Here is a 12,229-nt window from a genome sequence, read left to right as displayed (position 1 = left end):
CCGGGAGGTGCGCGGGCGGGGCCAGCGCGTAGGACCAGGATCGCGCGGCGGCGCGCCCGGGGCGACCCGGGCGCGCCGCTGTCGGATCAGCCGCCGATCGCGGCCTGGATGTCAGCGACCATCTTCTCCCAGCCCTCGACCGGGTTCACGGCGCCGGCGATGATCTGGCCCTCGGTGACGCCCCAGAAGTTCCACACCTCGCCCATCTCGGGGATGGAGGGCATCGGGACGGCCTCGGCGCCGACCTCGCGGAAGCCCGCGGCGATCGGGTCGGAGGAGACGGTGTCCGCGGCGCTGATGAGCGCCGGGGTGCGGTCACCGGCCTCGTAGAGAGCGACCTGGGCCTCCTCGGTGGCCATGTAGTTCACGAGGAAGTCGTTCGCGAGGAGCGCGTTGTCGCTCTGGGCGCTCACGTAGAAGCCCTGGACGCCGGTGAACGGACGGGCGGGCTCGCCACCCGCGGACGGGATCGGGTCGACCGCGATGTCCATGCCCTCGAAGGAGGACAGCATCCACGGGCCGCCGAGGAGGTAGGCGGCCTCACCGTTGGCGAAGGCCTCCACGACGATGTCGTACTCCCACGAGGTGTTGAGCGTGCCGGCCGCACCCTGCTCCGCGAGCCAGGTGGCGAAGTTGTTGCCGGCCTCGCCGCCGAGCGCGAGCTCGGGCGAGTAGCTGCCGTCCTCGTTCATCTCGAAGACCGGGGCCCCGAAGGAGGTCTGGAACGGGTACATCGTGTAGGGGTCGCCGACCTCGGTGACCTGCACGAGGAACGGGTACTGGGCGCCGGACGCCTCACCCATGGCGATCATCTCGTCGAAGGTCGCGGGGGTCTCGTCGACCAGCGCGGCGTTGCGGTAGATCGCGATGTTCTCGATCGCGTAGGGCAGGGCGTAGACCTGGCCCTCGTAGGTGAAGGCCTCGACCGCGACCTCCTCGAACTCCGACGCCTTGTCGCCGAGCTCGACCGGGGCGACGACGCCGTTGGCGGTGAACTCACCGAGCCAGTCGTGGGCACCGACGGTGATGTCCGGGCCCTCGCCGGTGGGAACCTGGGCGAGGAAGTCCGGGCGGATGTCGTCGAAGTTCTTCTGCACGAGCTCGACGGCGGTGCCGGTCTCGGCCTCGAAGGCCTCCGCGGCGGCCTCGACGGCCGCCTGGCGGGTGTCGTCCACCCAGATCGTGAGGCTGCCCCCGTCCCCGTTGGCCCCGGCGTCGGCCGTGGCCTCGTCGGTGGTGGTGCTGTCGTCGGCCGGGGTCTCCTCGGCGTCTCCGCCACAGGCGGCCAGACCGAGAGTCAAAGCGGCGGCGGCGGTGATCACGATGCTGCGACGCATGCGTTATCTCTCCTTGTCGTGTGGCCTAGGCGACATCACGGCCTGTGAGCCGCGTCGCTGTGCCGTTTGCTGGAACTGTAAGTCGCCACGGACGGCGATTGCAACACGTTGCAGAGATTTCATGTAACGATTGCACACACAGACGGAGCCGCTGCAGAAGAAGGGGTCTGCCATGCAAGGCCGCACGAGACTGATGGACGTCGCCGAGCAGGCAGGAGTCAGCACGGCGACCGTGTCGCGCGTGCTCAACGGCAAGCCCGAGGTCGCCGCCGAGACCCGCAAGGCGGTCCTCGCCGCGCTCGACATGCTCGGCTACGAGCGCCCCGAGCGGCTGCGGGCGCGCTCCGCCGGCCTCATCGGGCTCATCGTCCCCGAGCTCACCAACCCGGTCTTCCCGGCCTTCGCCCAGTCCATCGAGTCCGTGCTCTCGACCCTCGGGTACACCCCGCTGCTGTGCACCCAGTCCCCCGGCGGCACGACCGAGGACCAGTACGTCGAGATGCTCCTCGACCACGGTGTCGACGGCATCGTCTTCGTCTCGGGCCTCCACGCCGACACACAGGCCGACGCCGAGCGCTACCGCCGCCTGCAGTCCCGCGACATCCCCTTCGTGCTCGTCAACGGGTACACCGGGGAGCTGGACGCCCCCGCGTTCTCCACCGACGACAGCGGCAGCATGGAGCTGGCCGTGCGCCACCTCGTGTCCCAGGGACACCGCAGCATCGGGCTGGCGATCGGTCCCGACCGCTTCGTCCCCTCCCAGCGCAAGCGCCTCGGCTTCGAGCGCGCCACCGCCCAGCTCCTGCCCGGGGGCACCAACCCGGTCGTGCCCACCCTCTACACCTTCGAGGGCGGCCAGGCAGCGGCCGGGATGCTCCTCGACCACGGCTGCACCGCGATCATCTGCGGCTCGGACCTCATGGCGCTCGGCGCCGTCCGGGCCGTCCGTTCCCGCGGCCTCTCGGTCCCCCAGGACGTGTCCGTCGTCGGCTTCGACGACTCACCGCTCATGGCCTTCACCGACCCGCCGCTCACCACCCTGCGCCAGCCGGTCGACGCGATGAGCCACGCCGCGGTCACCTCCCTCATCGCCGAGGTCAAGGGCGCCCGCGCCCCGCGCAGCGAGCTGCTCTTCGTCGCCGAGCTCATCGTCCGCCACTCCACGGCGGCCGCCATCCAGCGCTGAGCACGCCTGGGGGGAGGGGCCCACCGGCCCCTCCCCCCAGGCGCGTACGTCACTCCCCGAACGCCACCGTGAACGCCCGCCGGCGGTAGGCGTAGAGCGTGCCGCCCACGAGCAGCGCGAGCGCCGCGACGGTGAGCGCGCCCTGCACCGGAGCGCCGAGCGCCGGCAGCCAGTCGGCGCTGCCCGGACCACCGGTCCCGCCGGCGCCACCGGCCTCGGTCGGCTCCGCCCCGTCCGGGGCCTCCTCACCGCCCGGCTCTCCCCCGCCCGGGACCTCGCCCGCCGGGGGCTCCTCGCCGGCCGGCGGCCCGGCGGGCGGCGCCGTCGTCGGCTCGGCCGTCGCGCCCGGCTCTGGCGCCGGCTCGGTCGGCGTGGGCTCCGGCGCGGGCGCCGCCCCCGGCGTCGGGCTGAGGACGGCCGCGAGCGCCGACTGGTCGAAGCTCGGGGTGCCGAGCGTGGCGAACCACTCGCGCGCCTGCTCGATGTCCTGGGTGAACGCGCGGCTCAGGAGCAGCAGGAGCCGTGCCTTCTGCGGCAGCAGGTCCCCGGCGGCGATGATCCCCGTCCCCCCACCCGAGACGGTCCCCGAGCCGGTCCGGCTCGAGCTGGCGAACCACACGCCCTCGGCGATCGCGGCCCGACGCGCCTGGCCCGGAGCCGAGGAGATCCCGCCGGCCCCCGTCCCGGCCGTGACGATGCCGGTGACCCCGGCCTCGGTGAAGGCGGTGATCGCCTCGCCGCCGGCCTGCTGGTAGTTGTAGACGATCTCCGTGCGCGGCAGCGAGCCGGCCGCGACCTCGCTGAGGTCGAAGGGGGTGAACCACTCCTCCTGCGCGCAGTCGAGCACTCGGGCGGGCGCACGCTGGACGTGGACGTCGGCGCCGTCGATCCACCCGAGGACGCCGAGCTGACGGGTGATGAACGTGTCGTTGCGGGTCGTGTTGCCCTTCGTCACGTCCCGCGCGGCGTGGATCTCGTCGTTCAGCATGAGCACCGTGCCGAAGCAGTACGTCTGCCCGCTCGCACCGAGCCGCACCGCCTGGAGGAGGTTGGCCGGGCCGTCGGCGCCGAGGACGCCCGCCTCGCCCGCGGTCTCACCGGCCGCCCAGGGCCGCATCGCCCCGGTGAGGACCACCGGCTTGCGGTTCTGCACGGTGAGGTCGAGCCAGTAGGCGAACTCCTCCATCGTGTCGGTGCCCGTGGTGACGACGACGGCGTCGGACTCCTCGAGCGCGTCCTCGACGGCGAGGGTGAGCTCGCGGTACTGCTCGATCGTGTAGCCGCCGGAGCCCGCGTTGCCGAACTGCACGACGTCGACGTCGGCGAAGGCCCCGACCTCCGGCTGGATCTGGGCGAGCATGTCGCTCATCGGGTAGGTGCCCGCCCGGTAGCTCGTGTAGGTGTCGCGGCCCTCGGCCTTGCCGGCGATGGTCCCGCCCGTGGCGATGATGGTGACGTGCGGCCTGTCCTCGGGGGCCGCCGTGGCCGTCCCGGGGGCGAGCGCCAGCCCCACGGCCAGCAGCGCCGCCGGCAGAGCCCGGCGTGAGTTGGTCCTCGTCATGCGTGTCCTCCTCGTGGTCCTCGCCGGGCGGACCGCCGGCACGGACACCGGGACCTTCGTCCCCGTGTGGCGACACACTCGCAGTGAGGTGTTTCACTCCGGTTGCGGACGTGGGTCGCCGGGGTTTCCCGCCCCACGTTGGGAGGGAGGCAGCACCGTGGGTACCGTAACGAGACCCGTCATTCGACCCCCGACTGGAACGCCCGTGACTTCACCCAGCCCTGTTTCCCTGCCCGCGACCGGCCAGGTGGTCCACCAGCCGGCCGCTGACGCCGACTGGTGGCGCACCGCCGTCATCTACCAGATCTACCCGCGCTCCTTCGGGGACGCGAACGGCGACGGGATCGGGGACCTGCCGGGCATCACCGAGCGGCTGGAGCACCTCGCGCGGCTGGGCGTGGACGCCGTGTGGCTCTCCCCCTTCTACCGCTCCCCGCAGAAGGACGCGGGCTACGACGTCGCCGACTACCGCGACGTCGACCCGATCTTCGGCACCCTCGAGGACGCCGACGTGCTCATCGCCCGCGCCCACGAGCTCGGTCTACGGGTCATCGTCGACCTCGTCCCCAACCACACCTCCGACCAGCACGCGTGGTTCCGCCAGGCGCTGGCCGAGGGGCCCGGCTCCGCGGCCCGCTCCCGGTACGTCTTCCGCGAGGGCGGCGGCGAGCGCGGGGAGGAGCCGCCGAACAACTGGCAGTCCGTCTTCGGCGGCCAGGCGTGGACCCGCGTGTGCGACCGTCCCGACGCCCCGGGCAGCCCGTGGGAGCGCGACGGCCAGTGGTACCTCCACCTCTTCGACTCCACCCAGCCCGACCTCAACTGGGAGTCCGCCGAGGTCCACGACGAGTTCCGCAGCATCCTGCGCTTCTGGCTCGACCGCGGCGTGGACGGCTTCCGCGTCGACGTCGCCCACGGCCTGGTCAAGGCCGCCGGGCTGCCCGACTGGGCGGGCCACGTGCGCATGGTCGAGGGCACCGACGTCCCCGGTGACGGCGTCGCGCCGCCCGACGCGAGCGACGACGCCGTCACCGGCCGCAGCCCGATGTTCGACCAGGACCGCGTCCACGAGATCTACCGCGAGTGGCGCGCCGTCCTGGACGAGTACGACGCGCGCATCCTCGTCGCCGAGGCGTGGGTCGAGCCGCTCGAGCGCCTGGCCCGCTACGTGCGCCCCGACGAGATGCACCAGGCGTTCAACTTCGACTTCCTCGTCACCCGGTGGGACGCTCCGGCGCTGCGTGAGTCGATCGCCTCCTCCTACGCCGCGAACGACGCCGTCGGCGCGCCGACGACGTGGGTGCTGTCCAACCACGACGTCGTGCGCCACGCCTCGCGCCTCGGCTTCGCCCAGACCGGCAAGGGCCCCAACGGCATCGGCGCGGAGGACCCGCAGCCCGACGCCGAGCTCGGCCTGCGCCGCGCCCGCGCGGCCAGCCTCCTCATGCTCGGCCTGCCCGGCAGCGCCTACCTCTACCAGGGCGAGGAGCTCGGTCTGCCCGAGCACACCACCCTGGACGACTCGCTGCGCCAGGACCCGGCGTGGTGGCGCACCGGGCACGCCGAGAAGGGCCGCGACGGCTGCCGCGTCCCGCTGCCGTGGCGCTCGGACGCCCCGGGACTGGGCTTCTCCCCCACCGGACGCACGTGGCTGCCCCAGCCCGAGTCGTGGGCCGCGCTGGCACCCGACGCCCAGGAGCAGGAGGAGGGCTCGACGCTGCGGATGTACCGCGCGGCCCTCGAGCTGCGCGCCGGGCTCGGGCTCGGCGCGGGCGCCCTGGAGCTGGTGCCCGCCGGCGAGGACGTCGTCGCGGCGCGCAACACCGGCGACGGGCGGCCCGCCGTCCTCGTCCTCACCAACATCGGCGCCGACCCGGTGCCGTTGCCCGAGGGCCACGAGGTGCTCCTCGCCAGCGGCCCGCTCTCCGACGGCGCCGTCCCCGCCGACACCACCGTCTGGCTGCGCGACCAGGCCTGACCCGCGCCCGACCCGCACCCCGCCCCCGGTCCGCCGGGTGGCGGGGTGCGTCTTCTGCTGCCCGGAAAATCCTCTTCACCCGGTTCCACCCGCGGACGTAGGATCGCCGCCTGCGATGACTTCGGGGCACCGCGCCGGTCTCTACCCGGCACACCACCATCGCGAAGGAGCCGCCATGGAACTCGCCCTGGCGATCGAGGCCGAGGGCCTCGTCAGACGTTTCGGGGAGACGACCGCCGTCGACGGCGTCGACCTCTCGGTCGAGCAGGGCACCGTCTTCGGGCTGCTCGGACCCAACGGCGCCGGCAAGACGACCGTCGTCCGCATGCTCGCCACCCTGCTCGCCCCCGACGCCGGCACCGCCCGGGTGCTCGGTCACGACATCCGGCGCGAGCCGGACGCCGTCCGCGCCCGCGTCGGGCTCACCGGCCAGTACGCCTCGGTGGACGAGGACCTCACCGGCGCGGAGAACCTCAGCCTCCTCGCCCGCCTCTACGGGTTCCCCGGGGCACGGGCCAAGGAGCGCGCCCGGGAGCTGCTCGCCGCCTTCGACCTCAGCGAGGCCGCCGACAAGGCGGTGAAGACCTACTCCGGGGGCATGCACCGCCGGATCGACCTCGCGGCGAGCCTCGTCATGAGCCCACAGGTGCTGTACCTCGACGAGCCGACCACCGGGCTGGACCCCCGCAGCCGCAACCAGGTCTGGGACATCGTCCGGCTCCTCGTCTCCGGGGGGACCACGGTCCTGCTCACCACCCAGTACCTCGACGAGGCCGACCAGCTCGCCGACCGGATCGCCGTCATCGACCGCGGCCGGGTCATCGCCGAGGGCACCGCACCCCAGCTCAAGGCCTCCGTCGGCACCGGCACCGTGACCCTGCGCGTGGCCGAGCACTCCCAGCGCCCCGCCGCGGGCGCCGTGCTCGCCGACGTCCTCGGCACCCCCGTCACCGAGCTGCCCGACGGGCTCGGGCTCAGCGCGCGGGTCCCGGAGGACGCGCCGGACTCCCCGGCCCGGGCGCTCGTCGCCCTGCACTCCGCAGGTCTCGACGTGCCCGAGTTCAGCCTCGGCCAGCCGAGCCTCGACGAGGTCTTCCTCGCGCTCACCGGAAGCCCGGCCGAGGAGCAGACCGAGCCCTCACCCGCGGAGAGGACGTCATGAGATCCCTCGACATCGGCGCGAACACCGCGCTGCGCGACGCCGTCGCGGTGACCGACCCGCCGGAGCGCGCCTCCGCGCCGGTCACCACGCTCGTCTTCGCCCACCGGGCGCTGCTCAAGATCAAGCACGTGCCCGAGCAGCTGTTCGACGTCACGCTCTCCCCGGTGATCTTCACCCTGATGTTCACCTACCTGTTCGGCGGGGCCATCGCGGGTGACACGCGCACCTACCTGCAGTTCCTGCTGCCCGGGATCATGGTCCAGACGGTGCTCATCGTCAGCGTCTACACGGGCTTCACCCTGAACAACGACATCACCAAAGGCGTCTTCGACCGGTTCCGCTCGCTGCCGATCTGGCGCCCGGCACCGATCGTCGGCGCGCTGCTCGGGGACACCGTGCGCTACACGATCGCCTCGTGCGTCACGCTCGCGCTCGGGCTGGTCCTCGGCTTCCGGCCCGACGGCGGGGTCACCGGGGTGGTCCTCGGGCTGCTGCTCCTGCTCGTCTTCGCGTTCTCCCTCAGCTGGGTGTTCACCATCCTCGGCCTGGTCATGCGCAGCCCGAACGCCGTCATGGGCGTGTCGATGCTCGTCATCATGCCGCTGACGTTCGCCTCGAACATCTTCGTCGACCCGCGGACGATGCCCTCGGGCCTGCAGGCGGTCGTCGACGTCAACCCGGTGAGCCACCTCGTCACCGCCGTGCGCGGGCTCATGGCGGGCGCCACGACGTTCTCCAGCGTCGCCTGGGTGCTCGTCGCCTCGGCCGCCCTCACCGCGGTCTTCGCCCCCATCACCATGCACCTCTACCGCACCCGCGACTGAGGTCGCCCCCCGCGCTCCCCTGCCCTTGCCCCCACCCCCCTTGCGCCGACAGCCGACTTCCGCACGACAGCCGACTTCCGCACGAGCGCCGACTTCCGCACGACAGCCGACTTCCGCACGACCTGGGCGGGGTCAGCCGCCGGAGATGGAGAGCTCGGCCTCGGTGAGCAGGGCCCGGAGGCGCTCGTCGACGTCCTGGCTGTCGAGCCACGCCTCGGGCAGGTGCGGGGTGCGCGGCGAGCCCGCCCGTCCCCGCGGTCCCTCGGCGCCCTCGCCCGGGTAGGGCTGGGTGAGGTCGAGGGTCGCGAGGCGCTCGTCGAGCTCGGCGAGGGTGCTCACCAGCCCGAGCGACCGACGCGCCTCGCTGCCGACGACGTAGCCCTTGAGGTACCACGCCATGTGCTTGCGCAGCTCGCGCAGCGCCTTGTTCTCGTTGTCGAAGTACTCGACCATGAGCTCGGCGTGGCGGCGGACCGTCGCGGCGACCTCCGCCAGCCCCGGCCGCACCCGCAGCGGCGAGCCGGCGAACCCGGCGACGAGGTCGGTGAACAGCCACGGCCGCCCCTGGCACCCGCGGCCGACGACGACGCCGTCGCACCCGGTCTGCTCGACCATCGCGATCGCGTCCTCGGCGGACCAGATGTCCCCGTTGCCGAGCACCGGGACGCTGCGGACGGTCTCCTTGAGCCGCGCGACGGTCTCCCACCGCGCCTGGCCCGAGTAGTGCTGGGCGGCGGTGCGGGCGTGGAGGGCGACGGCGGCCACGCCGGCCCGCTCGGCGATCCGTCCGGCGTCGAGGTAGGTGAGGTGGTCGTCGTCGATGCCCATGCGCATCTTCACGGTGACCGGGACCTCGCGGGCGCGGCCGCGCGAGCCGCGCCGAGCGGCATCGACGGCGCCGGTCACGATCGCCTGGAACAGGTCGCGCTTCCACGGCAGGGCGGCGCCGCCGCCCTTGCGGGTGACCTTGGGGACGGGGCACCCGAAGTTGAGGTCGACGTGGTCGGCGCGGTCCTCCTCGACGAGGATCCGCACCGCCGCCGACACCGTCGCCGGGTCGACGCCGTAGAGCTGGACGGAGCGGACCGGCTCGAGCGGGTCGGGCTCGACCATCCGCATCGTCTCCTCGTTGCGCTCGACGAGCGCGCGCGAGGTGACCATCTCGGTGACGTAGAGGCCCGCGGGGGCGTGCTCTCCGGGCCGGGCCGTGGCGCGCGTGGCGTCGTCGAGCGCGGCGAGTCCCGCCTCCCGGCACAGCCGCCGGAACGGGGGGTTGGTGACGCCGGCCATCGGGGCCAGCACCACCGGGCTGCCCGCCGTGACCGATCCGATCCGCAGCGCACTCACCCGGACATTCTCCCCGACGTCCGCGACCCCGTCATCGTGGCCGCCGTCACGGGTCCGCCGCCGGCGTGCTCCGAGCCGCGACGACGAGCCGCGTCAGCGCTCGGCCGGGGCGCCGCGGCCTGCGGTCGTGACGACGAGCGCGGCACCGATCGCCGTCGTCGCCGGGATGGCGAGCACGAGACCGATCGAGGACACGAGCGTGCGCACGACCTCCTCGGCGATCTCCCCCGCCATGAGCGTGTCGACGACGCCGCGGTCGTAGGAGGCTGCCATGAGCAGCACCGGCAGGGCCGTGCCGACGTAGGCGAAGGCGAGGGTGTAGACCGTCGAGGCGATGTGGTCGCGCCCGATGCGCATGCCCCCGAGCCATAGCCGCCGGCGCGGCATCGTCGGGTCCGCGGCGTGCAGCTCCCACACGGCCGAGGCCTGCGTGATCGTCACGTCGTTGAGCGCCCCGAGGCCGGCGATGACGATCCCGCACAGGAGCAGGTCCTGCAGCCGCAGCCCGGGGAAGGTGCCGGAGAGCATGAGCGAGGTGTCCGAGGTCGTCCCGGTGAGGTTCGCCGCGCGCGTCCCCCACATGGCCAGCGCCGTCGCGATCGCCAGGCCGATGAAGGTGCCGACGAGCGCCGTCGTCGTCCGGATCGACACACCGTGGGCGAGGTAGACGGAGAAGAACATCATCGCGCTGCCTCCGACGAGGGCGACGGCCAGGGGCGGCGCGCCCGTCATGAGGGCGGGCAGGACGAAGACGACGACGACGGCGAGCGAGGCGCCCAGCCCGGCCATCGCGGCCAGCCCGCGCCACCGGGCCACGGCGAGGACGACGACGGCGTAGAGGACCGCGAGCCACGCCACCGGGACGGTGCGCTCGAAGTCCCAGAACACGTAGGGGACGCCCGAGCCGAGGGCGGTCGGGCTGAAGAGCAGCCGCACCCGGTCCCCGACGTCGGCCCCGTTGTCGAGCACCTCGGGCGGCACCTGGACGGGGATGACCTGGCCCTCCCCGACGCCGGTGAGCAGCTCGGCGCGCACCTCCGCGCCCTGCTCACCGGTGACCTCGACGACCTCGGCGGTCTCGATCGACATGCCGTCGCCGAGGAGCGGCACCGAGCCGACCGGGCTCTCCCCGCTCGGCCACAGCCACACGAGGCCGGCGACCGTGGCGAGCAGGAGGGGCACGACGATCGCGGCGAGCACGAGGCGCACCCGGCGCGCCTGGTCCGGCGGCAGCGGGGTGGACGTCTCGTCGAGCACGTGGACGTGGGCGTGGCTCATCGCCCCGAACCTAACGCGACGCCCGTCGTCCCGGCCGCCACGACACGGGCCACGCCCCCTCGGCCGCCGGTGTGGGGGCGCGGCCGGGTCCTCCGTCCGGCCGGGTCCAGGTAGGTTGGTCCGGTGCTCGCGCCAGCCAGGCGCGGGTCTGACCAGCTCGCACCCGCCAGGTGCGGACGCACACAGACTGGAGTGATTGACGTGGCCGCTGCGCCTTCCCGACTTGATTCGGTCATCAACCTCGCCAAGCGGCGCGGTTTCGTCTTCCCGAGTGGGGAGATCTACGGCGGCACCCGCTCCGCGTGGGACTACGGGCCCCTCGGCGTCGAGCTCAAGGAGAACATCAAGCGCCAGTGGTGGCGCACCATGGTCCAGGCCCGCGAGGACGTCGTCGGCCTCGACTCCTCGATCATCCTGCCCCGCCAGGTGTGGGTCGCCTCGGGCCACGTCGGCGTCTTCACCGACCCGCTCACCGAGTGCCTCTCCTGCCACAAGCGCTTCCGCGCCGACCACATGGAGGAGGAGTTCGAGGAGAAGAAGGGGCGCGCCCCCGAGGGCCTGTCGGAGATCTCCTGCCCCAACTGCGGCACCCGCGGCCAGTGGACCGAGCCGCGCGACTTCAACATGATGCTCAAGACCTACCTCGGCCCCGTCGAGGACGAGTCCGGCCTGCACTACCTGCGGCCCGAGACCGCCCAGGGCATCTTCGTCAACTTCGGCCACGTCATGACCGCCGCGCGCCGCAAGCCGCCGTTCGGCATCGCCCAGATCGGCAAGTCGTTCCGCAACGAGATCACCCCCGGCAACTTCATCTTCCGCACCCGCGAGTTCGAGCAGATGGAGATGGAGTTCTTCGTCGAGCCCGGGACGGACAAGGAGTGGCACCAGTACTGGATCGACGCGCGCACCGACTGGTACGTCGACCTCGGGATCAGCCGCGAGAACCTGCGCCACTACGAGCACCCGCAGGAGAAGCTGTCCCACTACTCCACCCGCACGGTGGACATCGAGTACCGCTTCGGCTTCGCCGGCAGCGAGTTCGGTGAGCTCGAGGGCATCGCCAACCGCACCGACTTCGACCTCAAGACCCACAGCGAGCACTCCGGTCAGGACCTGTCCTACTTCGACCAGGCGAAGAACGAGCGCTGGGTGCCCTACGTCATCGAGCCCGCGGCGGGCCTCACCCGCTCGCTCATGGCCTTCCTCGTCGAGGCGTACACCGAGGACGAGGCCCCCAACACCAAGGGCGGCGTCGACAAGCGCACCGTGCTCAAGCTCGACCCGCGCCTCGCGCCGGTCAAGGCGGCCGTCCTGCCGCTGTCGCGCAACGAGCAGCTCTCCCCGGTGGCCCGGGACCTCGCCGCCGAGCTGCGCACGTACTGGAACGTCGAGTTCGACGACGCCGGGGCCGTCGGCCGCCGGTACCGCCGTCAGGACGAGATCGGAACGCCGTTCTGCGTGACGGTCGACTTCGACACCCTCGAGGACCAGGCCGTCACCGTGCGCGACCGCGACACGATGTCCCAGGAGCGCGTGGGCCTCACCCAGCTCCGCGC

9 protein-coding genes are annotated in these 12,229 nt (G+C 72.8%); 5 read left to right on the top strand and 4 right to left on the bottom strand.

Annotated features, from left to right (window positions below):
- Window positions 1-86: 86 nt before the first annotated feature.
- Window positions 87-1,337, bottom strand: a complete 1,251-nt coding sequence (locus FHE66_RS12110) for an extracellular solute-binding protein (protein WP_139073218.1) — start codon at window positions 1,335-1,337, stop codon at window positions 87-89.
- A gap of 193 nt (window positions 1,338-1,530) precedes the next feature.
- Between FHE66_RS12110 and FHE66_RS12105 the strand changes: the two genes are divergently transcribed.
- Window positions 1,531-2,523: a LacI family DNA-binding transcriptional regulator gene (locus FHE66_RS12105; protein ID WP_230976561.1), complete on the top strand. Its 993-nt coding sequence runs from the start codon at window positions 1,531-1,533 to the stop codon at window positions 2,521-2,523.
- 49 nt (window positions 2,524-2,572) lie between these two features.
- Here FHE66_RS12105 and FHE66_RS12100 read toward each other — a convergent pair whose 3' ends face one another.
- A complete protein-coding gene (locus FHE66_RS12100; RefSeq protein ID WP_176554764.1) occupies window positions 2,573-4,084 on the bottom strand; it encodes an asparaginase in 1,512 nt (503 codons plus the stop codon).
- A gap of 247 nt (window positions 4,085-4,331) precedes the next feature.
- On the opposite strand from FHE66_RS12100, the gene FHE66_RS12095 reads away from it, so the two are divergent.
- From FHE66_RS12095 to FHE66_RS12085, 3 genes are all read left to right on the top strand, one after another.
- Window positions 4,332-6,062 carry an alpha-amylase family glycosyl hydrolase gene (locus tag FHE66_RS12095; protein WP_255303725.1) on the top strand — a complete coding sequence of 577 codons (1,731 nt, stop codon included), beginning with the start codon at window positions 4,332-4,334 and terminating at the stop codon, window positions 6,060-6,062.
- A 175-nt stretch (window positions 6,063-6,237) separates the two neighbouring features.
- A complete protein-coding gene (locus FHE66_RS12090) occupies window positions 6,238-7,224 on the top strand; it encodes an ATP-binding cassette domain-containing protein (protein ID WP_139073215.1) in 987 nt (328 codons plus the stop codon).
- Complete coding sequence (locus tag FHE66_RS12085) at window positions 7,221-8,048, top strand: ABC transporter permease (protein WP_139073214.1); 828 nt, start codon at window positions 7,221-7,223, stop codon at window positions 8,046-8,048. The genes FHE66_RS12090 and FHE66_RS12085 overlap by 4 nt, the downstream gene beginning before the upstream one ends.
- A 132-nt stretch (window positions 8,049-8,180) precedes the next feature.
- On the opposite strand, the gene dusB is transcribed toward FHE66_RS12085, so the two are convergent.
- Window positions 8,181-9,338, bottom strand: a complete 1,158-nt coding sequence (dusB, locus tag FHE66_RS12080; RefSeq protein WP_230976603.1) for a tRNA dihydrouridine synthase DusB — start codon at window positions 9,336-9,338, stop codon at window positions 8,181-8,183.
- Between the two features lie 150 nt (window positions 9,339-9,488).
- On the bottom strand, window positions 9,489-10,673 hold the full coding sequence (locus FHE66_RS12075; protein WP_139073212.1) for a YibE/F family protein: 1,185 nt from the start codon (window positions 10,671-10,673) through the stop codon (window positions 9,489-9,491).
- A gap of 201 nt (window positions 10,674-10,874) precedes the next feature.
- On the opposite strand from FHE66_RS12075, the gene FHE66_RS12070 reads away from it, so the two are divergent.
- A partial coding sequence (locus FHE66_RS12070) for a glycine--tRNA ligase (protein ID WP_139073233.1) occupies window positions 10,875-12,229 on the top strand: 1,355 nt, incomplete at its 3' end.

Origin of the sequence: Georgenia sp. 311 (genome assembly GCF_006151955.1) — a bacterium.
Classification (GTDB): domain Bacteria; phylum Actinomycetota; class Actinomycetes; order Actinomycetales; family Actinomycetaceae; genus Oceanitalea; species Oceanitalea wutianyii.
This window is presented reverse-complemented; position numbering and strand designations above follow the sequence as displayed.